22 protein-coding genes and 2 pseudogenes are annotated in these 21,979 nt (G+C 61.6%); 14 read left to right on the forward strand and 10 right to left on the reverse strand.

The window, feature by feature from the left end:
- Positions 1-170 precede the first annotated feature (170 nt).
- The 5 genes from ACD578_RS27330 to ACD578_RS27350 all read left to right on the forward strand — a co-directional run bounded on the left by ACD578_RS27330 (position 171) and on the right by ACD578_RS27350 (position 5,295).
- Positions 171-935: a phosphoadenylyl-sulfate reductase gene (locus ACD578_RS27330; RefSeq protein WP_404295092.1), complete on the forward strand. Its 765-nt coding sequence runs from the start codon at positions 171-173 to the stop codon at positions 933-935.
- Positions 919-1,905, forward strand: a complete 987-nt coding sequence (gene cysD / locus ACD578_RS27335; RefSeq protein ID WP_404295094.1) for a sulfate adenylyltransferase subunit CysD — start codon at positions 919-921, stop codon at positions 1,903-1,905. Before ACD578_RS27330 ends, cysD begins: the two co-directional genes overlap by 17 nt.
- Entirely contained in the window at positions 1,905-3,521 is a 1,617-nt protein-coding gene (cysN, locus tag ACD578_RS27340; RefSeq protein ID WP_404295096.1) for a sulfate adenylyltransferase subunit CysN, read from the forward strand. Before cysD ends, cysN begins: the two co-directional genes overlap by 1 nt.
- A 92-nt stretch (positions 3,522-3,613) precedes the next feature.
- Positions 3,614-4,810, forward strand: a complete 1,197-nt coding sequence (locus ACD578_RS27345) for an O-succinylhomoserine sulfhydrylase (protein ID WP_404295098.1) — start codon at positions 3,614-3,616, stop codon at positions 4,808-4,810.
- A gap of 173 nt (positions 4,811-4,983) precedes the next feature.
- On the forward strand, positions 4,984-5,295 hold the full coding sequence (locus tag ACD578_RS27350; protein WP_404295101.1) for a cyclic nucleotide-binding protein: 312 nt from the start codon (positions 4,984-4,986) through the stop codon (positions 5,293-5,295).
- 224 nt (positions 5,296-5,519) lie between these two features.
- On the opposite strand, the gene ACD578_RS27355 is transcribed toward ACD578_RS27350, so the two are convergent.
- From ACD578_RS27355 to ACD578_RS27370, 4 genes are all read right to left on the reverse strand, one after another.
- Positions 5,520-5,810, reverse strand: a complete 291-nt coding sequence (locus tag ACD578_RS27355; protein ID WP_404295104.1) for a GFA family protein — start codon at positions 5,808-5,810, stop codon at positions 5,520-5,522.
- Between the two features lie 331 nt (positions 5,811-6,141).
- Entirely contained in the window at positions 6,142-6,819 is a 678-nt protein-coding gene (gene folE / locus ACD578_RS27360; RefSeq protein WP_404295107.1) for a GTP cyclohydrolase I, read from the reverse strand.
- A 26-nt stretch (positions 6,820-6,845) separates the two neighbouring features.
- Positions 6,846-7,031 (reverse strand): hypothetical protein, encoded by a 186-nt coding sequence (locus tag ACD578_RS27365; protein WP_404295109.1) that lies wholly within the window; start codon positions 7,029-7,031, stop codon positions 6,846-6,848.
- Positions 7,032-7,662: 631 nt separating this feature from the next.
- Positions 7,663-9,069 carry an RNA-guided endonuclease InsQ/TnpB family protein gene (locus ACD578_RS27370; RefSeq protein WP_404295112.1) on the reverse strand — a complete coding sequence of 469 codons (1,407 nt, stop codon included), beginning with the start codon at positions 9,067-9,069 and terminating at the stop codon, positions 7,663-7,665.
- Positions 9,070-9,087: 18 nt separating this feature from the next.
- Here ACD578_RS27370 and tnpA point away from each other — a divergent pair, with 18 nt between their 5' ends.
- Together tnpA and ACD578_RS27380 are read left to right on the forward strand one after the other, a co-directional pair.
- The gene (gene tnpA / locus ACD578_RS27375; protein ID WP_404295115.1) at positions 9,088-9,498 is read left to right on the forward strand and encodes an IS200/IS605 family transposase; all 411 of its coding nucleotides are present in this window, start codon (positions 9,088-9,090) and stop codon (positions 9,496-9,498) included.
- Between the two features lie 192 nt (positions 9,499-9,690).
- Positions 9,691-9,798 (forward strand): annotated as a pseudogene (locus tag ACD578_RS27380) (IS481 family transposase); the annotation flags it as partial.
- Between the two features lie 117 nt (positions 9,799-9,915).
- Here ACD578_RS27380 and istB read toward each other — a convergent pair.
- Both istB and istA read right to left on the reverse strand, forming a co-directional pair.
- On the reverse strand, positions 9,916-10,722 hold the full coding sequence (istB, locus tag ACD578_RS27385) for an IS21-like element helper ATPase IstB (RefSeq protein WP_404294392.1): 807 nt from the start codon (positions 10,720-10,722) through the stop codon (positions 9,916-9,918).
- Positions 10,703-12,200: pseudogene (istA, locus tag ACD578_RS27390) on the reverse strand (IS21 family transposase). Before istA ends, istB begins: the two are co-directional and overlap by 20 nt.
- A 172-nt stretch (positions 12,201-12,372) precedes the next feature.
- On the opposite strand from istA, the gene ACD578_RS27395 reads away from it, so the two are divergent.
- On the forward strand, positions 12,373-13,317 hold the full coding sequence (locus tag ACD578_RS27395; protein ID WP_404295117.1) for an IS481 family transposase: 945 nt from the start codon (positions 12,373-12,375) through the stop codon (positions 13,315-13,317).
- A 114-nt stretch (positions 13,318-13,431) separates the two neighbouring features.
- Here the strand turns inward: ACD578_RS27395 and ACD578_RS27400 are convergent, their stop codons facing one another.
- The 4 genes from ACD578_RS27400 to ACD578_RS27415 form a co-directional block, all read right to left on the reverse strand.
- A complete protein-coding gene (locus ACD578_RS27400) occupies positions 13,432-13,731 on the reverse strand; it encodes a helix-turn-helix domain-containing protein (RefSeq protein ID WP_404295119.1) in 300 nt (99 codons plus the stop codon).
- A gap of 368 nt (positions 13,732-14,099) precedes the next feature.
- A complete protein-coding gene (locus tag ACD578_RS27405) occupies positions 14,100-14,969 on the reverse strand; it encodes a sulfurtransferase (RefSeq protein WP_404295462.1) in 870 nt (289 codons plus the stop codon).
- Positions 14,969-15,394 carry an OsmC family protein gene (locus tag ACD578_RS27410; protein ID WP_404295465.1) on the reverse strand — a complete coding sequence of 142 codons (426 nt, stop codon included), beginning with the start codon at positions 15,392-15,394 and terminating at the stop codon, positions 14,969-14,971. The genes ACD578_RS27405 and ACD578_RS27410 overlap by 1 nt, the downstream gene beginning before the upstream one ends.
- A gap of 137 nt (positions 15,395-15,531) precedes the next feature.
- Positions 15,532-16,200, reverse strand: a complete 669-nt coding sequence (locus ACD578_RS27415; RefSeq protein WP_404295121.1) for a peroxiredoxin — start codon at positions 16,198-16,200, stop codon at positions 15,532-15,534.
- A 687-nt stretch (positions 16,201-16,887) separates the two neighbouring features.
- On the opposite strand from ACD578_RS27415, the gene ACD578_RS27420 reads away from it, so the two are divergent.
- The 6 genes from ACD578_RS27420 (at position 16,888) to ACD578_RS27445 (ending at position 21,972) form a co-directional block, all read left to right on the forward strand.
- Positions 16,888-17,901: a sulfate ABC transporter substrate-binding protein gene (locus ACD578_RS27420; protein WP_404295124.1), complete on the forward strand. Its 1,014-nt coding sequence runs from the start codon at positions 16,888-16,890 to the stop codon at positions 17,899-17,901.
- Positions 17,902-17,903: 2 nt separating this feature from the next.
- A complete protein-coding gene (gene cysT / locus ACD578_RS27425) occupies positions 17,904-18,752 on the forward strand; it encodes a sulfate ABC transporter permease subunit CysT (RefSeq protein ID WP_404295127.1) in 849 nt (282 codons plus the stop codon).
- Positions 18,745-19,626 (forward strand): sulfate ABC transporter permease subunit CysW, encoded by an 882-nt coding sequence (cysW, locus tag ACD578_RS27430; RefSeq protein ID WP_404295130.1) that lies wholly within the window; start codon positions 18,745-18,747, stop codon positions 19,624-19,626. The genes cysT and cysW overlap by 8 nt, the downstream gene beginning before the upstream one ends.
- Positions 19,592-20,677, forward strand: a complete 1,086-nt coding sequence (locus ACD578_RS27435; RefSeq protein ID WP_404295133.1) for a sulfate/molybdate ABC transporter ATP-binding protein — start codon at positions 19,592-19,594, stop codon at positions 20,675-20,677. Before cysW ends, ACD578_RS27435 begins: the two co-directional genes overlap by 35 nt.
- 6 nt (positions 20,678-20,683) lie before the next feature.
- Positions 20,684-21,367: a hypothetical protein gene (locus tag ACD578_RS27440; RefSeq protein WP_404295135.1), complete on the forward strand. Its 684-nt coding sequence runs from the start codon at positions 20,684-20,686 to the stop codon at positions 21,365-21,367.
- A gap of 197 nt (positions 21,368-21,564) precedes the next feature.
- Positions 21,565-21,972 (forward strand): hypothetical protein, encoded by a 408-nt coding sequence (locus ACD578_RS27445; RefSeq protein ID WP_404295137.1) that lies wholly within the window; start codon positions 21,565-21,567, stop codon positions 21,970-21,972.
- Positions 21,973-21,979: the final 7 nt, after the last annotated feature.

Raw genomic sequence — 21,979 nt, forward strand, 5'->3', positions numbered from 1 at the left:
CTTTGCCAAATATAAATTCTCTCGTTCCGACTGCTGGTGAATAAATCTTCTCTACTTGGGATAACTTGATCCATTGATCACTCAGCTATCCCTCCAACACAGAACAACCTGACCTTGACATCGTTCGTTATTAAGAACAAGTTCGATTTTGTGCTTTGGAGGTGTTTACGATGGATTTGGGCTTAGGAGGCGTAGGGGCCGACGCTTTGGCCCGTGCCATGACGGATGCAGGGCTTCCGGAACGGCTGGCTCTCGCCTCGCGTTCGATTGCCGGCCGCCTGGTCTTTACGACGAGCTTCGGCCTCGAAGACCAGGCGCTCACCCACGCGATCTTCAGGGCCGGGCTCGATGTTCATATCGAGCTTGTGACGCTCGACACCGGGCGGCTGTTTCCCGAAACCTATGATGTGTGGGCTCAGACGGAGGAGCGGTACGAACGCCGGATCAATGCCGTCAGTCCTGATCGTGCCGGTCTGGAAAGTTTGGTCGCACGCCAAGGCATCAACGGCTTCCGTCATTCGGTCGAGGCCCGGAAAGCCTGCTGTGACGTTCGCAAGGTCGAGCCCCTGGGCCGGGCCCTGGCTGGCGCGGCAGGCTGGGTGACAGGCCTTCGCGCCGAGCAGTCGGCCTTTCGCGCTGCCGTCCCGCTGGCAGCTCAGGACGACGGCTATCGCCTGATCAAGATCAATCCCCTGGCGGATTGGAGCCGGCAGGACCTCGTCCGGTATGTGACGGACAATGCCATTCCCTACAACCCGCTGCACGACCAGGGGTATCCGTCTATCGGTTGCGCGCCCTGCACCCGGGCAGTCCGTCTCGGCGAGCCCGAGCGCGCAGGTCGCTGGTGGTGGGAGCAGGAGGCCAAGAAAGAGTGCGGTCTGCACCTCGTGCCGACCCATCAAACTCAGGAGCATTCTCATGATCAGCGGGCGTGAAGCAGGAAGCGTGCGCCACGCAAAGCTGCCCGATTCTCAACGTTCCGTCTCCGAGGACAAGGTGCTCCGGTCCAGCCTGACCCATCTCGACCGCCTCGAGGCGGAGAGCATCTACATCATGCGCGAGGCGGTTGCCGAAAGCGACAACCCGGTCATGCTGTATTCGATCGGCAAGGACTCGTCAGTTCTGCTGCATCTGGCGTTGAAGGCGTTTTATCCGGCGAGGCCTCCTTTCCCTCTGCTTCACGTGGATACCACCTGGAAGTTTCGCGAGATGATCGCATTCCGGGACCGGAGAGCGCGCGAACTCGGGCTCGATCTGTTGGTGCACACCAATCCCGATGGACTGGCCCGCAATGTCGGTCCGATCAGCCACGGCTCCGAGGTCCATACTGACGTCATGAAGACCCAGGCGCTCAAGCAGGCGCTCGAGCGCTACGGCTTCGACGCGGCTTTCGGCGGCGCCCGCCGCGACGAGGAGAAGTCACGGGCGAAGGAACGCGTCTTCTCACTGCGCAATGCGCATCACCGCTGGGATCCCAAGCGTCAGCGCCCGGAGCCCTGGCAGCTCTATAACGGCCGCAAGCGCCGGGGTGAGAGCCTGCGCGTCTTTCCACTCTCCAACTGGACCGAGCTCGATATTTGGCTCTACATCCACCGCGAGAACATCCCCATCGTCCCGCTCTACTTCGCGGCCGAGCGACCCGTCGTAGAGCGGGACGGCATGCTCATCATGGTGGATGATGACAGGCTGCCGCTTCGTCCCGGCGAGCAGCCGCAGCTGCACTCCGTCCGGTTCCGAACGCTCGGCTGCTATCCCCTGACGGGCGCCGTGGAAAGCACGGCGGCCACGCTACCCGACATCATTCGGGAAACACTCGAGGCCCGGACGTCCGAACGCCACGGACGGGCCATCGACAAAGACACGGCGGCGTCCATGGAACGCAAGAAGCAAGAGGGCTACTTCTGATGTCGGTTCATCCCGCAGCTGCGAGTTTCCAGCTGAAGGACTATCTCGCAGCGCATGAGCGCAAGAGCCTGCTGCGGTTCATCACCTGCGGCTCCGTCGACGACGGCAAGTCTACGCTGATCGGTCGCCTGCTGTATGAGTCCAAGCGTTTGTTCGACGATCAGCTCGCCACGCTCGAGCGCGATTCACGCAAGCATGGAACACAGGGAGGCAGCATCGACTTTGCCCTTCTGGTGGATGGACTTGCCAGCGAGCGCGAGCAGGGCATTACCATCGACGTCGCCTATCGCTTTTTCTCGACCGATCGGCGAACCTTCATCGTCGCCGACACGCCCGGCCATGAACAGTACACGCGCAACATGGCGACGGGCGCCTCGACTGCGGATGTCGCTATCCTCCTCATCGATGCGCGCAAGGGCATCACGCGCCAGACCCGCCGCCACGCGCTTCTTGTGTCCATGCTCGGGATCCGTCATGTCGCCCTGGCGATCAACAAGATGGACCTGGTGGGATGGTCCGAAGAGAGATTCAATCAGATCGGCGCGGAGTTCCAGGCCTTTTCGGTCAATCTGGGCTTCCAGCAGGTCACGGCCATTCCCTTGTCCGCGCTGCATGGCGACAATGTCGTTGAGCCGTCCCCTCAGGCGACCTGGTACCGAGGGCCGACATTGCTCTCGTATCTCGAATCCGTCGAGATCGAGCAGACGGCAGGGGATGAGCCGTTCCGCTTGCCGGTCCAGTGGGTCAATCGGCCCCACCCGGATTTCCGCGGCTTTGCCGGCCTCGTCGCGAGTGGCCGGATCAGACCGGGCGACCGGGTGCGGATCCACCCGTCGGGATTGGAGACCTCCGTTGCGAAAATCGTGACGATGGACGGAGAGCTCGATGAAGCCGTTGCCGGCCAATCCGTCACGCTCACCCTGTCCGACGAGGTGGATATCTCCCGAGGGGACGTCATCACGTCCATGGAGCGCCGGCCCCGGGTTTCCGACAGGATCGATGCTCGCCTGTTCTGGATGGCAACCGAACACCTGAAGGAAGGCGACCAGTTTCTTCTGAAGCTCGGTGCCGCGGCCGTGCCTGCAAAGGTCGTCACGGTGCGCCAGAGAATTGATCTTGCGTCACTCGCCTCCGTGCCTGTTTCTTCGCTAGCGGCGAATGACGTTGGCCATGTTGTTCTCCTCCTGGATCAGCCGATCGCATTCGATCCCTACACGGAGAGCCGCCGCACCGGCGGGTTCATCCTCATCGATCGGGAGAGCTTCGACACGGTTGCGATCGGTCTCGTCGATGGCGCGGGATCCGGCCGGGACGCGGGGTCCCAGCCGGCCCGGAACGACGGGCAGGTGACGTGGCTGAAGGCGGTGCGCGAACAGAAACGGCGAAGCGTGCTCAAGGCCATGTCCTGGCGGGTCATCGGCTCTGTTGCCACTGTGGCCGCAGCCTTCGTGCTGACCCAGGACACGCGCCTCGCCGCGGCGATAGGAGCGACCGAGGTAGTGACCAAGCTCGTGCTTTACTATGGCCATGAGCGCCTGTGGACCCGCATCAAGTTCGGCCTGTCCATTGCTGCAAAACCGCGCGGCACCGACCCTCAGAGTTCAGGAGCCGGCTAGGCGATCTGCAGCCCGACCAAGCAACAATCATTACTATCTCAGTTGCCCGAGCTGCCATCTGCAGGGGCCGGTGCCAGTTCAAAGGAAGAGCCATGTGCGAGCGTTCAAGCCGGGATCGGCATCTCCATGCGGATACCCGGCTTGTCCATGAAGGCACGCTGAGATCCGAGTTCGGCGAGACATCCGAGGCACTGTTTCTCACTCAGGGCCACGTTTATGCCAGCGCGGAAGAATGTGAGGCCCGTTTCAAGGGAGAGAGCCCCGGGTTCCTCTATGCCCGGTTCTCGAACCCGACCGTGACGATGTTTGAGCAGCGGATTGCATCATTCGAGGGTGCGCAAGCCGCACGGGCGACGGCGACCGGCATGGCCGCTGTGACGGCGGCCCTCATGGGCTTGTTGCAGGCCGGCGATCACATTGTTGCCGCCCGGGCTCTCTTCGGATCCTGCCGTTATGTCGTCGCCGAGCTTCTGCCGCGGTTCGGCGTCGCGTCGACCCTGGTCGATGGGACGAACCTCGACGCTTGGCGCGAGGCCGTGCGACCGGAAACGAAGGTGTTCTTCCTGGAAAGTCCGGCTAATCCGACTCTCGAGGTGATCGACATAGCAGCGGTTGCGCAGATTGCCCGCGAGGTTGGTGCCAAGCTGGTGGTAGACAACGTGTTCTCGTCGCCGCTCTGGCAGAAGCCACTGGAGCTTGGAGCCGATTGCGTCGTCTATTCGGCCACAAAACACATCGACGGGCAGGGGCGTTGCCTTGGCGGTGTCATCCTCGGCTCCGAGGAGTTCATCCAAACGCACGTTCATACGCTGCTGCGGCAGACCGGACCGTCGATGTCTCCGTTCAACGCCTGGGTGCTGCTAAAAAGCTTGGAGACACTTCCCTTACGCGTGGAGCGCCAGACCCGAACGGCGGCCAACATCGCCGATACCCTGGCCGGACATCCTAAGATCGGACGCCTAATCTATCCCGGCCGCGCCGATCATCCGCAGGCCGAGATCATCGCTCGCCAGATGAAGGGAGGCTCGACGCTGATCGCACTCGAGATCGAGGGAGGGAAAGCGGGCGCCTTTCGCTTCCTGAACGCCCTCGATCTCATCCGGATCTCCAATAATCTCGGCGATGCCAAGAGCCTCATCACCCATCCGGCGACGACGACGCACCAGCGTTTCACGCCGGAAGAGCGCACTGAGATGGGAGTTTCGGAAGGACTCGTCAGGCTCTCGATCGGCCTTGAACACACGGATGACCTGATCGACGATCTGCTGCGGGCCCTCGAACGGGTTTAAGGCGGTTGCCGTCTTAGCGATGAGGATAGCCACGGCTATGAAGGTTATTCTCGACGTCCGTTCGAAAAGTCCATTGAAATCCAGGTCTGGTCAGACGCTCCCGTGCAGCACTTCCTCAAGGAGCTGATGGGCTGATCTAGGTATACCGATTTTCGTAGAAGGTTCTTTCTGGAATGCGCCTCACCGAAGTATGGTCTTCAACAGAGCAAGCGGGGACGTTCATGAGCATCGCTGATTTTGTCGGGCTGATCGGGGTTGCAGCCTATCTATTAGCCTATGGCCTGCTGCAACTGGACCTACTGAAAGTCGAGGATGACCGTTATGCATCGCTCAACGGGATCGGCGCCATTGCTATTCTCTATTCGCTGATCTTTGACTTCAATCTGCCATCATTCATTGCTCAGGCCGCATGGTTGGTCTTTACAATCATTGGCTATGTGCGCTCGCATTCGAAGCGGACACTTTCGAAAACCGTGAACACCTAACTGCAGGACTGTATTTCGCCGAGGACCGTTTATGGAACTGGGAGCCGCGACTGAAGTCGCGCCCTCATCTTTCGCTTGGCTGAACTTTGGTTGGTTGACCGATCAGGGTTTACCTTTCGGGTATGATGGTAGATCGGTGCTCAATTTCGACCACTCTACCCTGGACGTGCACCAGGCTTGGTAAGCGGGCCGAACAAGCGATGGCTCATCAAGAATGCCTGCTTTCACATAGACCCGGCCGGGGTGCTGGGGGAGGTCCCATACAGCGGAGAACCGCAACTCGAACAAAAATGCCGCCTTATTTCGTTACCGCTGTCAGCAACCTTCGTAAACGAACGAGTCTCGCCGGAAAGAACGCGGAACTCGGCGGCTTCGAACGGAATAGCGACGCTAAAGGCGCTGCCGGTGGATTTGCGACAGTCTTCACAATGACAATAAGCACCCGGACTAAGTGGTTTACCACACGATATGCTCACCGCGCCGCAAAGGCATGTTCCTGTGATGGACCTAGACATAGTTCATCCTAACGGGCCGCCGAAGTAACTTGAGGTGGTGGATGGAAATACAGATGCTGAGCGTGGCAGACGTGGCGCATAAATCAAGAATTATGCACCGCTCCTTAATGAGGCAGACGCGGAAGGCTGCTTATGGAACGGGCCTTTCAGACGACATCATGGGGCTTCCTGAGGAACAGGGACTTGGGCTCTCAAATCCGTGTAGCTTGCAAAAACCCGGGCAGCTCCTGCCGTATACGGGCGCTGGTGCCGGCGGCGATCACAGGTCGAACGCATCATTCAGATGCCTCATTCGAGAATGATTGATCTGCGTCGGCCGGACCCAGGCTACTTACGTTGCTCCGTCCCGGTCGAGCATTGTGCACTCCTGCAGAAACTCGCCCTTGAGGGCAGTGTCGCTGGCCATCTCGCCCCAGTAGTAGGTGTTGACCATGCGGCTGCGGTGGCTGGCGCGCACGCCACGCTGGGTCTTGCACATGTGCACGGCGCTGATGCGCACGGCCAATCCACGCGGAGAGGTCATGTCCATGATGTACTGGCCGATCTGCTTGACGAGCTCCTCCTGGATCTGCAGGCGGGCGGCAAAGTACTCCACGATGCGGTCGTACTTGGACAGGCCGATGATCTTGCCATCAGCGGAGGGCAGGATGCCAATGTAAGCCGCGCCATGGATCGGCATCAGGTGGTGGGCGCACATAGAGCGCAGCTCGATCGGACCTGTGACGATGAGCTGATCATAGGCCTGGGCATTGTCGAACTTGGTGATCCGCGGCGGAGCGGTGTAGCGGCCCGCCAGGATCTCCTCGACGTACATCTTGGCCACCCGCTGGGGCGTGTCGCGGGTGTTGTGGTCGTTCCGATGATCGATACGAAGGATGTCGAACAATTCCTCGACCTTCCGGGCAGCAGCGGCGATCATGACGCTGCACTCGGCCTCGGTCAGAGGCTGATTGAGCGCCTCGTTGCACAGGCGGGGAAGGTTCAGATCGCGGTCGTGAAAGTTCATCATGGGGCCCCTGCGGAGGTATTCTATGATTAGTTTGAAAGATCAATGAGATGAGTAGCCAGTAAGGTGAGCGTCAGCCCTGCCGAGATCAGGACTAGTGTTAGGATGATCCGCGTTACCTTCTCGTGACGCGCCAGCCGAGCGTCTATAGCTTCCAAGCTTCGTTGCTTCGCCTGCTCATGCTTCGCCTTCTTGGTATCGTCGTAGGCTTTCATTTATGCCCCGATGCGAAGTTGTTTATATACCGGTGCTTTACCAGCCTCCCACATAGATGGGAAGATGGTCCGCGAAGCGCGCGCGCTTCGCTAAACGGGCCTCATGAAACGCAACTGCGTGTCGCCGCTTGAGAGCGGATCTTTCGAATACCCTAAGTAATCGGTCTGTGGGAGAGGCAGGCGCGGCTTCCGACGCCTGCCCCCTTCATGCGGGCACGCATGTGGCTTATGGCGGAGGCTTCGTTCTCCACCAGGCTTCTGTTCGACATTCAGGCTCGCGTCTCACGCCGATGTCATCCAGCAGGTGGTCGTTGAGATACTGCACCCGTTCTAACGACCGCTGCTTCCACCAACCGACGATGCTGGAGGTTAAGGCAGCAATGCCCCTGACGAAAGGCTTTGCTGGGCTGGAACGGGTCGCACGCTGATGAGTAGGTGGGATGGTGTCATATCTGCTCTCCACAATCGACACGAGGAGAGCAGAAGCACACAGGACCCTACCCACCTCGGGAGGGTCATTGGGAATGATCACGCCCGCATGAGCGCAACACCAATCCCGTGCACCCTCGCAGGGACGCCGAAATGGAGCATGTTTAGGGTGATGCGATTGATCATGACAAAACTCCTAGCATCAAAAGCAAGTGACACTCCCATTCCCTGAAGGGAATAAGCTTCCTGCTTTTTCAGGCCACGAGGGACTGCGCCTTGCGGCGCGCCGGCGATCCGGCTGTCCGTTTGCGGCGTGAAGCTCCTCCTTGTGGAAGGGAGGTCGCAGGCAACTGCGGTGATGGCGAGGCAAGTCCTCCCGCAGGCCCGTGTCCGGGCTACTACGACGGGCCGGTAAGCTCGACGCGGGGTTATTTACTCCTCGCGCCGCCCGCATCGGGCCGGCTCGTCGATACGTCACTCGAGCGGGGAACGTGACCTTTTGGCCGAAGCCGTTCACGTGCATGTTCGCGGCACCCACGATGTCGCGGTGGCCCTCGAACCCGCACTTTTTGCACTGCCATGTCCGGCCCTTGGGCCGGTGGCGATGGCCGCATTGCGGACACCGGGAAGACGTCCCAAGCTCGTCCCCGATAGAGCACGCAATGCCGGCCCACTCGGCCTTGTGACCGAGGTAGTCCATGTCCTTGCCCACCTCCCAGCGCGAGATGCGCTGGTTGTGGTGGCGCCCGGACTTCAGATCCCGCACGCCGCGCGGATCACCCACGTACAGCTCGCCGATCTCATGCCTGACGCAGAAGTCAATCACCTTGCGGGTGCCCTTGTGGCGCTTGTCACGGATGCGACGGCGCGACAGAAGCGTGCGCTTTTCGCGCGCCTTCTGGAGCCGCTTGGCCCGCCGCGAGCCCTTCTTGCACTTCGAACGCTTGCGGGCGATCTCACCGAGCTGCTTCGACAGCAGGCGCTTGTCGCTCCGGATGCCGCGGCCCGACACCACCAGAGCCTCGCCCGTGCTCGCAGCCACCGCCGCTTGGTGGATCTCGCCGAGGTCGACCGTGGCACGGTTGTCGCCCGGAGAGTCCTTCGCCTTCGCGATGTCCGAACGCACGATGTGCAGCTCGTAGCCCTCGTTCCAGACCAGCTTCACGCCGCCGGGTTCGAAGCCGAGGTCGAGCCTGAAGACCAGGGACTTGCGTCCCCGGCCCATCGGCAGGACCAGGCGCTTCGCCCCTTTATCGTAGTCGACGGCCTGCGCGGGCCAGTACAGAGGGAAGAAGCACTTCTCCTTGTACGGGTAGCGCAGCCACCGCCTTGAGGACGGCTCGTTGCGCCGCCGCTCGGAGGTGGTCTGGACGTTCGTGAGGAGCTGGTGGCAGATCATCTGCACGGTCTGGGAGTGCAGCTTGTACCGTCCCTTGGTGTGCTTCTGGAGCGCGTCGCGGGTTGGCCATGGAGTCCTGTCCTCGCGCGCCTTGCGGTGCGCGCCGACGATGTCGTTCCACAGGCGGCCTGCCTCCATCTGCGCGTCACGCAAGGTGGCCTGCATAAAGCGTGGAATGTCGCTAGGTCTATGGATTGACACGGATTCCATGGCTTCTAAGCTACAGCAATGGAACGTGGCCTACAAGTCGGACGCACGCGCTGGACGCACTACCAGACGGGATACCATCTCGTATGGATTCCCAAGTACCGTCGGAAGGTGCTGACGGCGGACGTCGCCACAGCCACCAAGGATCTGATCGCGGAGGCATGTCTGCGCAACGGCCTGACCCTTCTCGCGGTCGAGACGGACATCGATCATGTCCACATCTTCGTCTCCGCCGCGCCGCGATGGTCACCCGCGCAGATCGCGAACCTGCTGAAGGGCTACACATCGCGCTATCTCCGCGAGCGGTTCCCGGAGCTGAGAAGGGTGTGTGGGCGGGACCAGTTATGGACCCAGACCTATTACGTCGGCACGGCTGGGCAGGTCGCCGCCGAGACGATCCAGCGCTACATCGAGGAATGCCAAGGGAAATAGCCGCTGCGCGGCTGGCCCGCTCTCATCCCAATTCCCTGAAGCGAATGGGACTTCCCGCAGGCTCGTGTTAAGTGAAGTAGTTTGGACTTAATCTGACAGACGGTGTCGTTAGGCTGAGGCATGAGCCGAGGCCGGGCGCGGAGTGGTCGGGGTGCGTAGCGCCCGGCCTCGGCGTTCACCAGGAACATCGTCATGACCAACGAGCAGAAGATCATCCGCGCTAAGGTCGGCCTCTTGGAGCTGGCCAAGCAGCTCGGCAACGTCAGCCAAGCTTGCCACATGATGGGCTTATTGCGCGACGATCTGGAATGGAGGAGCGCGGCGATCAGGCTTGTAATTTGCTGTCGCGGCCGGACGATGATTGTCGCGCCACGACACAGATGCAAGCGCTTTGTTGATTGTCGCTGCGAGCGACAATCAGGATGAGGTCCTGATTGTTGCGCGCGTCGGCGGACGCCCCGGTCCGCGCTTACGCTCAAGGGCTTCTCTGCGGCGGTAGCTCTCCACATTCATCTCGAAGATCGTCGCGTGGTGCACCAAGCGATCCACCGCGGCGAGCGTCATCGCCTGATCCGGAAAGACCGAGTTCCAGGCTCCAAAGGGCTGATTGGCCGTAATCAGCAGCGAGCGACGCTCGTAGCGGGCGCCGATGAGTTCAAAGATCACGCTGGTTTCCGCCTGATCTTTGCTGACATAGGCGAGGTCATCCAGGATCAGCAGATGGTACTTGTCGAGTTTGGCAATCGCCGCCTCGAGCTGTAGATCCCGCCGCGCGCTCTGCAGCTTCTGCACCAGATCGGTGGTGCGGGTGAACAGCACCCGCCAGCCGTTCTCGACCAGGGCCAGGCCCAGCGCGGCCGCCAGGTGCGATTTGCCCCCGCCCGGCGGGCCGAACATCAACAGATTGGCGCCCTTCTCCAGCCAGCTGTCGCCGGCTGCCAGCGCCACCACCTGGGCCTTGCTGATCATCGGCACCGCGGAGAAGTCGAAGCTGTCGAGGGTCTTGCCGGGCGGCAGGCGCGCCTCGTCGAGATGGCGCTGGATGCGCCGGCTGGCGCGCTCGGCCATCTCGTATTCGGCCAGAGCCGCCAGGAAGCGGGCCGCCGGCCAGCCCTCCTTGTCGGCGCGGGCGGCGAAGTCCGGCCAGATCGTCTTGATCGCCGGCAGCCGCAGGTCGTTGAGCGCCAGGGTCAGGCGACCGGCATCAATATCGGGGCTCGTCATGCGACCTCTCCCTGATGGCCGCGGGTGAGTTCCTCGTAGGCGCTGAGCGGCGCATAGGAGACCGTGATGGCGGGCACGGCATCCGCATCCGGACTGAAGCGGGCGCGCAAGCTCTTGAGATCCGGCAGCCGGCCGGCCTTCAGATCCTCGTCGAGGCGCTCGGCAAGTTCGGCTTCGCAGGCGCGCTCATGCGCCAGGGCGAGCAGATCCACCATGGTGCGGCAGGCAACCCGGGCCGGCAGTTTGGCGCACATCGCCTCGAAGGCACGGGCGTAGGCTTGGCGGGGAAAGAGCTGATCGCGGTAGACCAGCCCCATCAGGGCCATGGGCTTGCGTCTGAGCGAGTGGATCACATGCCGGTAATCGACCACATGCCCGTGCCGGCCATTGGGATGAGCCCGCCCGCGCGGCAGCGTGAACTGGTGCGTGCCGCCGAGATAGACCTCGAGGCGATCGTCAAACAGCCTCACGCGCAGCCGGTGGCCGATCAGGCGCGAGGGCACGCTGTAGAACACCTTGCGCAGGACAAAGCCGCTGGTGGAGGTCACGGTGACGATGGCATCCTCGTAATCGGCGGTGCGCCGGTCCGGCAGTTCCTGGAGGACGGCGCGCTCGACCTCAATGCGCGGGATCAGCCGGGCATTGCGGCGTCCGATCACCTCGTCGATGAAGCGGCGGTAGGCACAAAGATCGGTGAAGTCGCGTGCGCCGCGCAGCAGCAGAGCGTCTTCGATTCCCTTCTTGAGGTGGCCGTGCACGCTCTCGATGGACCCGTTCTCGTGGGCGATGCCCGTGTTGTTGCGGCTCGGCTCCATGCCGTAATGGGCGCACAGGGCATCGTAGCGCCGGGTCAGGTCCTCACGGGCGTCGCGATCCAGGTTGCGGAAGGCAGCCGAGAGGCTGTCGCTGCGGTGCTCGCGGGGAGCACCACCCAGGGCCCAGAGGGCGTTCTGCAGCCCCTCGGCCAGCGCGACATAGCTCTCGCCGCCGAGCACCACGTGGGCATGCTCGAAGCCGGAATAGGCGAGCCGGAAGTGATAGAGCCGGTGATCGAGCGGCTGGCCGGCGATGGTGACGGAAAGATCGGCCATGTCGGTGAAATCGGACAGGCCCATGCGTCCGGGCTCATGCACCTGGCGGAAGATGACCTCCTGCTCGGGGCCGTGCAGGGCGCGCCAGGCACGGACGCGACGCTCGAGGGTGCGGCGGATGCCGGGGCCGAGCTCGGGATGGCGGCGGATGATCTCCTCGAAGAGAGCAACAGGGCGCAGGCTCGGGGCGGCTTGGAGCAGAGGAACGATCTCGCTGTCCCAGACGCTCGCGAGCGGGTCGGGACGCCGGCGCCCGCGCGGGGCTTTCTTCTGGGAGGGCAGACGCGGGTCTTTGGCGAGGCGGTAGCCGGTAGAGGGGCTGAAGCCGGCTTTGGCAGCGGCGATCGGGATGGTGTTGGTGTGACGGAGCGTCATGTACAGTCTCATTTGGCAGTCGGTGATGTGGCGGCCGGGCAAAGGCTGGGTTCCTCATTTGGTCGTGAAGAACTCCCATCCTTATCCGGTCGGCCGCGACGGCCAGACGGTGCGGTCCTGAGGATCGCACCGTCACCTCTGATCCTGATCGCCGCTCAACTTCCACCCTGATCGCCGCGCCTTAATGGGCTACTCCCGCGACAGCTTCTACCGCTTCAAGGAGCTCTATGAGACCGGCGGCGAACTGGCCCTGCAGGAGCTGACGCGCCGTAAGCCGCTGCTGGCCAACCGCACTCCACCGGAGGTGGAGGCCGTCATCGTTGAGCTGTCCCTGGAGCAGCCAGCCTTCGGCCAGATCCGCCTTGCCAACGAGATGCGCAAGCGCGGCCACTCGATCTCGCCGGCTGGCGTGCGCGGAGTGTGGCAGCGGCACGATCTCGAGACGATGAAGAAACGGCTCAAAGCCCTGGAAGCGAAGGTCGCGCAGGAGGGCCTGATCCTGACCGAAAGCCAGGTGGCGGCCCTGGAGAAGGCAAAAGCTGAGAAGGATGCTCACGGCGAGTTCGAGAGCGAATGCCCTGGCTATTGTGGGGCGCAGGACACCTTCTACGTCGGCACCATGAAAGGAGTTGGGCGGATTTACCAGCAGACCTTCATCGACACCTACACCAAGGTGGTGTTCGCCAAGCTGTATGACCGCAAGACCCCGCTTACCGCCGCCGATCTGCTCAACGACCGTGTCCTGCCGTTCTTCGATGCCCACGACGTGAAGCTCTGTCGGGTGCTCACCGACCGCGGCACCGAGTACTGCGGCAATCCCGAGCGTCACGAATACGAGCTGTATCTCGCCGTGCAGGATGTGGATCACACCCGCACCAAGACCAAGAGCCCGCAGACGAACGGCATCGTGGAGCGCTTCCACAAGACGGTGCTGGACGAGTTCTATCGCGTGACGTTCCGCAAGAAGATCTATGGCTCGATTGCGGAGCTGCAGCTTGATCTCGATGCTTGGGTGGCGAGTTATAATGAGGAGCGGCCGCACCAGGGCCGGTGGTGCTTTGGCAAGACGCCAATGCAGACCTTCCTCGATGCAATCCCGTTAGCGAAGGAGAAGATGATCGCCGCTTGAAAACACCATCGGACAGATGAGCCCGACCAACTCTCGGACGCCAAATGTCAGATCAAGTTCCAGCTACTACAGGTTAAGTCCCTTGCGTCTACCAGGTCCGCCACGTCCCTACACTCAGAGGCCTAGCGTCTCCTCAACGATCCTCGGATTCCGATCCAGCAGCGCCAGCAGGATGCGAGCTGGCCCGTTCGGGGCACGCCGGCCCTGCTCCCAGTTGCGAAGCGTACCCACCGGCACCCCAATGCGACGGGCAAAGGTGGCCTGCGATAGCCCCGTTTTCGTCCGGACCGCGGCGACATCAATGGCGTCCGGGATCTTGAGGCCATTACCGAGGCTCTGGTCATAGTCCGTCAGGGCAAGCACAGCGCCAAGGCTGGCGATCAACTGATCGAAGTCGTCATGATCCTTGCTCATGCAGCTCTTCCTGATTGAGCCAGGGAGATGCGTCAATAGCGCAAGGCAAACGAGGTTACGCAGAGGGCGGCGGAATCCTGTCCCCGAGGCCCTAAGCGCACCGCCGGCGCTTGATGATGCAGTGGCTTCGGGCCTGCTCCGCCCCGACCGCGCCTACGGCTTCTCGCGCCTGGATAGCATGCGTGGGGACGAGCCCCGCTCTTATACAGCCGCCGTTGCCAGAGGTGCCGGCGACATTCTCAACTAAGTAGCATAGAGTTCACAGTGCAGAAATGTGGCCTTGGCTTTCCGACTTAAACGATGCGCTCATCCAAGATGGGAGCATCGGACAGATCCGGAAATGCAAATCCACTATTGGGTCCGAGGCTCTAACTCGCGTTCGTGGCGACGGGTCGGCCGGGCTCCTGGGTCCACTCCGACATCGAGCCGTCGTAGAGCGTCACGGCGGGGCGTTGGAGCAATTCCGAGAGAACAAACCAGTTCGTCGAGGCAAGGTGGCCAGTGTTGCAATAGCTGATCACAGGCCCCGCCGGAACATGCTCGAAGAGTTGCTCCAGTTCAGCAACGGGACGCAGGCGTCCTGTTCCCGCCCGGAAGGCTTTGTTGTGGTCCAGGTGCACTGCACCCGGCAGATGGCCGGCGCGCACCACCTGCGGGCTCTTCTCACTCCCGTCGAACTGCGCCTGCGAGCGCCCGTCGAGCAGTGTTGCGGCGGCTGTCACGACGGCCTTCTCAACAGCCTCGGCCTCTGCGCGCAGGCGTCCTGTGAGCCGCACGGGATAGCCCTCGCTCACAGTTGGGAGCGACAATCCCGCCTCCTCAGGTCGGCCGGCGTCGCGCCAGGATCGGTAGCCGCCATCGAGAACCGACACGCGTTCATGACCGGCAACCCTGAACGTCCAATAGACCCGTGCGGCCGCGCTGAAATCGGACGCAGCCTCCCCGGCCGATACGACGACCACATGATGCCCGGGCTTTACGCCGATGCGGCCCAGCAGCGCGGATAAATGGCCTGCATTGGGGAGCAGGCCGCCGGCGCCACCTTTGGCGATCCGCCAGCCGTCGGCGGCATAGTCGCTGTGAACGGCACCAGGAATGTGACCGGCCGCGAATTCCACTTGGCCACCGCCCTCCGCCGAGCGGATGTCAACGATTAGAACTGAGGGATCGGCAATATGATCTGAAAGCCATTCGACTGAGACGAGGGGGAAGTTGTCATGACAATGGCTCCGAGCAATTACGCTGCCTCGCGGGGATCAACGGTCCAGGAGTGCGTGATCTCCGCAACCTGACCCAGCATGATGGACGCGGAGCAATACTTTTCCTTTGACAGCTGGATGGCACGTTCCACTTTCTGCGGCGAAAGTCCCTGTCCTGAGAGACGATATTGGAGATGGATCGTCGTAAACACCTTCGGATCGGTGCGCGCTCGCTCGGCGTCAACTTCGACCACGCAATTGGTGACAGGCTCGCGCCCGCGCTTGAGGATGAGCAACACGTCGAACGCCGTGCAGCCGGCGAGCCCTAGCAACATCAGTTCCATGGGGCGGACACCGGCATTGCGGCCACCGTTCTCCGGTGCGCTGTCCAGTACGATGGTGTGCCCGCTGCCGGATTCGCCTGTAAACATCGTGTCCTCGACCCAGGACACACGCGCTTTCATTCCAATCATTTCACTTCCTTGAGGATCGGCGTCGGGCAGCCCCATCAGCGCATTGTGACGCCGTCTGCAATCAAGCTGACGGCGTCACTGTTTCAGGGGAGGGCTTTCGCCCCGCACTTCGCGTGGGCGGTATCGGATCAGCTCGCCTTCGCGGGCTGGGGCACGATGCGCAGGTAAGGCTTCGGGGCTTTCCAGCCGCCGGGATAAAGGTTCTTGGCTTCTTCGTCCGAGACAGAGCCGGCGATGATGACGTCGCCGCCCTGCTTCCAATTGGCAGGAGTCGCAACCCGATGCTGGGCCGTCAGTTGGAGGGAGTCGATGACCCGGAGCACTTCGTCGAAATTGCGGCCTGTCGTCATCGGATAGACAAGGACAAGTTTGATCTTCTTGTCGGGACCAATGATGAAGACATTGCGAACGGTCTGGTTGTCAGCGGCCGTACGTCCCTCGGACGTTTCGCCTGCATTGGCCGGGAGCATGCCATAGAGCTTGGAAATCTTGAGGTCGGGATCTCCGATGATCGGATAGTTGACGGCTGCCCCTTGTGTCTCCTCGATGTCATGCGCCCAGGCCTCGTGCTTCTCCACGGGATCGACGGAAAACCCGATGACCTTGACGCCACGGCGGTCGAACTCAGGCTTGAGGCGCGCCACCTCGCCCAATTCCGTCGTACAGACAGGGGTGAAATTCTTCGGATGCGAGAACAACACTGCCCAGGAATCGCCAATCCATTCATGGAAGCGGATCGGGCCCTCGGTCGTCACCGTCTCGAAATCTGGAGCAGTCTGGCCGATTTGAAGTGTCATGGCAGGGAATCTTTCTCCGTTAAGCGTGGGTCGGTCTTTGCGCCTGCAAGGCAGTCTGCAATCTGCTTGGTCCGATCACGTGTATTTCTTCGTTTCGCTGCCAGTTACAGAATGCATGCGGCAGGTCCTCGTCCCGGCCTCAGCCTTGAGTCCGAACAGGATCGCTCCTGACGTCTTGCGGCGGAAGCCAACCTGACACCAGGGATGCACCCATTGGCAGGGCCGAAGTGTCCGTCAGAGGAGGCACCAAGTCAATGAAAATGTTCGTTTTACAGAACATGCCAGAGTAAAATAGATTACTCACAATGGCCCTTCTCAAGAGAAGAATCTTCCAAATGGGCCTGATGAAAACATAAAAAGGGCCTCCGGGGGCCGCGCCTGAACAAATAAAAAATTACTCTTTGTTTGAGAGCGCAGTTTCAGAATGAACCTACTGCGGAAATAACGATCCGGGAGAAGTTAATTCTCTGAAGCCGTGCCCGAGCACTGAGAACGAGCGATGGAACGGCGCAAAAACAACCATGCTGGCGCCCGGGTTCGTTTGACACCCGTTCTTTTTAGCGGATATTGCTGTGCCTGCATGGGAGCGATCGGTGGTCTTCTGCCGGCTTCCATTTCGATCAGAACCCGGAGGGTAGGATGCACAACAAATCCCTAGACGTCGCTGGAACGAATAAACATTCCTGCTTGCGGTCTGTCCTGCCCGCCGTCGGTTTGATCATCCTGGGGAGTGCCGGCTTTCTGCCTTTCATCGGCACCGCATCAGCCCAAACGCAGTTGCTGAACGTCTCCTACGATCCGACGCGTGAGCTTTACCGCGAGATCAATCAAGCCTTTGCGGATGATTGGAAGGCAAAGACAGGCGAGACCGTCTCGCTCCGGACGTCCCATGGTGGATCAGGCGCTCAGGCTCGTACGGTGATTGATGGCATCGACGCCGATGTGGTGACGCTCGGCATTCCATCCGACATCGATGCCATTGCGAAAGTGACGAAGAAGATCCCGGCTGACTGGCGCAGCAAGCTACCCAACAACTCCCTGCCTTACACGTCGACCGTGGTCTTTTTGGTTCGCAAGGGCAATCCGAAGGAGATCAAGGACTGGGGCGATCTTGTGAAGCCAGGCGTCCAGGTGATCACGCCTAATCCAAAGACCTCCGCGGGTGGTCGCTGGAACTTCCTGGCAGCCTGGGGCTACTCCCAGACCAAGGACGGCGGTGCCGATAAAGCGAAGGAGTTCATCACCGCCCTCTACAAGAACGTTCCGGTGCTTGATACGGGCGCTCGCGGATCAACTGTGACCTTCGCGCAGCGCGGCCTCGGGGATGTTCTTCCAGCTTGGGAGAATGAAGCGTTCCTGGTCCTCGACGAATTCGGGCGCGACAAGTTCGAGATCGTGGTGCCGACGGTGTCGATCCTGGCGGAGCCGCCGGTCGCTCTCGTTGAGGGTAATGTCGATGGTAAGGGCACGCGCAAGGTCGCTGAGGCCTTTCTCAACTTCCTCTACACCGACAAGGCACAGGCGATTTTTGCCAAGCACCATTACCGGCCGATCAAGGCCGAGGCCGCCAAGCCGGAGGATCTTGCGGCTCTTCCAAACCTGAAGCTGTTCACGATCGAGTCCCTGCAGGGCAACTGGGACGACATCCAGAAGAACAACTTCGATTCCGGCGGGCTCTTCGACCAGATCAGCAAGCGCTGACCATGAGCTCTGCGTCCTACCTGCGTCTCAAGCAATCGAGCGTGCTGCCGGGCTTCGGCGTCACGCTCGGCTACACGCTGCTGTACCTTGGATTGCTGGTGTTGCTGCCGCTCGGCGCGCTTGTGGTAAAGGCTTCAGGCATCGGGCTCGCCGGGATTGTGGCAACCGCCACGGAGCCTCGGATCGCTGCGGCACTCAGGACGAGCTTCAGCATCTCCCTCCTTGCCGCCGCCGTCGCCTCTCTCTTCGGCCTCCTGATCGCCTGGGTTCTCACCAGATACGACTTCCCTGGCCGTAAGCTCATCGATGCGATCGTCGATCTACCCTTTGCCCTGCCGACGGCCGTCGCTGGCATTGCACTGGCCGCTCTCTATGCGCCGAATGGCTGGGTGGGCTCGCTTCTCGAGCCTCTCGGTCTCAAGGTAGCCTACACACCGCTTGGTATCTTCGTCGCCCTGGTCTTCATTGGGCTTCCCTTTACCGTTCGCACGGTCCAGCCGTTGATCATAGAAATCGAGAATGAGCTGGAGGAGGCCTCTGCCACCCTCGGCGCGACCCGCTGGCGCACCCTTTGGAGTGTTCTCCTGCCTCCGCTTCTCCCCGGCGTGCTGACCGGCTTCGCCCTGGCCTTCGCCCGCGCGGTCGGAGAGTACGGCTCCGTGATCTTTATCGCCGGGAACCTGCCCTATGTCTCCGAAATCGCCCCGCTGCTGATCGTAATCAAGCTGTCGGAATACGATTACACCGGCGCGACGGTGATCGCGACGATCATGCTGGCGATCTCATTCTCAGTGCTGTTGCTGATCAACCTGATCCAAGCCTGGAGCCGCAAGAGGTTTGGCCATGTCTGATCTCAGCGCTGTTCTCGCGCCATCGGTTTTAGCGCAGCAGAGCGTCGTGACCGAGCATAAGCTGGTCCGACGGCTCGCCATCACGGTGGCGCTCGTCTTCCTGCTCCTCTTTGTGGTTCTGCCGCTGGCTGTCGTCTTCGTGGAAGCCTTCAGGCGAGGGCTAGCGGGTTTTCTCGCCGCCTTTCAGGAGGCGGATGCGTTGGCAGCAATCCAGCTGACACTGACCGTCGCGGCCATCGCGGTGCCGTTGAACCTCGTGTTCGGTCTCGCGGCATCCTGGGCCATCGCCAAGTTCGAATTCAAGGGCAAGAGCCTGCTGATCACCCTGATCGACCTGCCGTTCTCCGTCTCGCCGGTCGTCTCCGGCCTCATCTACCTGCTTCTCTTCGGCGCCCAGGGCTTGTTCGGACCTTGGCTCTTGGCGCACGGCATCAAGATTGCGTTTGCGCTGCCAGGCATCGTGCTCGCCACGATCTTCGTGACCTTCCCCTTCGTGGCGCGGCAGCTCATCCCGCTCATGCAGGAGCAGGGAACGGCAGAGGAAGAGGCCGCCCTGACGCTGGGTGCGAGCGGCTGGCGCACCTTTCTCACCGTGACGCTGCCCAACATCAAATGGGGACTGCTGTACGGCGTTCTGCTTTGCAATGCCCGGGCCATGGGGGAGTTCGGCGCGGTGTCCGTCGTTTCGGGACACATCCGCGGCTTGACCAATACCATCCCGCTTCACGTGGAGATTCTTTATAATGAGTATAACTTCGTTGCGGCCTTTGCCGTCGCCTCGCTCCTCGCCGGTCTCGCCCTCCTCACATTGGCGCTCAAGTCCATCCTCGAGTGGCGTCATGGAGCCGATCTTGCCGGCGGCTCATCCCACTGAGCGGAGCCAAGCGGTCGATATCCGTGTCGCCGGCGTGACGAAGACCTTCTCAGGTTCGGCTGCTCTTCACGATGTGGATCTGGAGGTCCGGCCTGGAGAACTCCTGGCGCTGCTTGGTCCCTCGGGTTCGGGCAAGACCACATTGTTGCGCATCATTGCCGGATTGGTGGAGGCCGATCGCGGACAGGTGTTCTTCGGAGGCGTGGATGCCACCTCCCTTTCCGTGCAAAAGCGTCAGGTCGGCTTCGTCTTCCAGCATTATGCTCTGTTCAAGCACATGAGCGTTGCCGATAACATCGCCTACGGCCTGCGGGTGCGTGAGCGCGCGACCCGTCCGTCGAGGAGCGAGATCCGGCGCCGTGTTTCTGAGCTGCTCGATCTGATCCAGCTCTCCGGCTATGAGAGCCGGTTCCCGGCGCAGCTCTCCGGCGGCCAGCGCCAGCGCGTCGCCCTGGCCCGGGCGCTCGCCGTTGAGCCGCGCGTCCTGCTGCTTGACGAGCCGTTCGGAGCCCTTGATGCCAAAGTGCGCAAGGATCTCCGCGCCTGGCTGCGCGACATTCACGAGCGCACCGGCAAGACCACGGTCTTCGTCACGCACGATCAGGACGAAGCCTTGGAACTGGCGGATCGGGTGGCGGTCCTCGATCGCGGACATCTCGAGCAGGTTGGCAGCCCCGATGATGTGCAGGATCATCCTGCAACGCCCTTCGTGATGACCTTTCTCGGTCAGGCCGCTCGCTTCAACGCCGAAATCCGCGACGGGCGCGTGCTGGTGAACGGAAAGCTTGTTCCTTGCGCTGCCCCGAAATCCACGATTGGACAGGCGAGCCTCTATTGCCGTCCATGGCATCTGAAGCCGGTCCCCGCCGGTCATGGATCCCATCAGGGCATCATCAGTGGCGTTCGGCGCCTGGGATCCATGCGCCGGATCGAGGTGTTGCAAGCGGACGGTACGAAGCTCGAGGTCGAGGCCCCGCTTGTGACGACCCTAAGGGTGGGTGAGGAGATCGGCCTGGACATCCTGGACGGTGTGATCTTCCGGGAAGGCTGAAATCTTATGAGCACCGCCCGTGTATTTCTGCTTGCCCCCGCTCTGGCTCGTCTGATCGAGAAGGAGAGGGGAGGCCACCACATCCGGCAGGGCTACTTCCCGGATCGTCCGGACCGGAGCACTCACGTGCAGGTGGAGGGCGAGACGGGTCAGCTCGTCCTGGTAGCCCATCAACCGACCGGCCCTGTCGAGCAGGTCACTGACATTCCCCGCTCTCAGGCCGAGGCTCTGCTCGAGTTGGTTGCCGGACGGGTGGAGCACCTGAGGGTCAGCCTGACCATCGGCCCTCAACCGGTCACTCTCCGCCGTTTCGTCACACCAGGACCGCTGGATTTGATAATCGTCATAGCCGAGCCGAGCAAGCAGATCCGCACGTTTCAGCCGCCGGCCTGGTTCGGCCCCGAGGTCACGGGAGACCCTGCTTACCAGACCCGCTCCATGGCACTGGCCGGGCTGCCAGCGGCACCTGAGGTTGAGATTACAAACGCGGCGCTCCACAGCCTGCTCGATACCCTGGATGGCCGCTCTGGAGTCCACGAGCCACAAGCGGCGGCTCCTCAGCCGGTTGCATCCACGAAGTCAGCTGAGGCTGAGGCCGAAACGGACGATGAGCAAGATCTGAACGATCTTGAGATCGAGGATAGCGTCATCCGGGAACTCGCCCGATCCCTGAGCCCTCGCCGGCTCTGATACGTCCGATGTGCGCTCAAATTCACGGTGGGGTAGACGGCCGCCCCTGCGGAGCGGCCCGATTGAGCGCATGCGGCCTCATTAGCAAAAAAGCGCCGAAAGCCCTCTCCACTTCAGGAACAGGATGGATAGGCGCTGCGGCGAATGCCGCACAATCATATCTTGAACCTTGGCCATTGTGACCGTATATCAGAGTAATGGCCGGAACAGACCAAGAACCCGCTTATTTAACGTTCAGCTTCCGCGTAAAGGACGCGACGAGCGGCAAGCACCTGGTCCGCCTGTCCAATGCGGTGAATACCACTTGGAACTACGTCAACGAGGTCAGCGAGAGATCCGCACGGCGTGGCCCGAAATGGGTCACGAAGAAGCAGCTGCGCGACCTCACCAAGGGTGCGAGCAAGGAGCTTGCCCTGCCGTCTCAGGTGATCCAGGAGATCATCGACGAGTTCCTGACCAAGCGGAAGGAAGTCGGGCGACCAAGACTGCGCTGGCGGGTGAGCCGCGGGGCCCGCCGCTCGCTCGGCTGGATCCCGTTCACGAACCAGGATGTCGAGATCAGCGGGTCGATCGCGCTGTTCCGCGGTCGCAAGATCCCGCTATAGCAGCACC

Origin of the sequence: Microvirga sp. RSM25, assembly GCF_044784385.1 — a bacterium.
GTDB classification, from domain to species: Bacteria; Pseudomonadota; Alphaproteobacteria; order Rhizobiales; family Beijerinckiaceae; genus Microvirga; species Microvirga tunisiensis.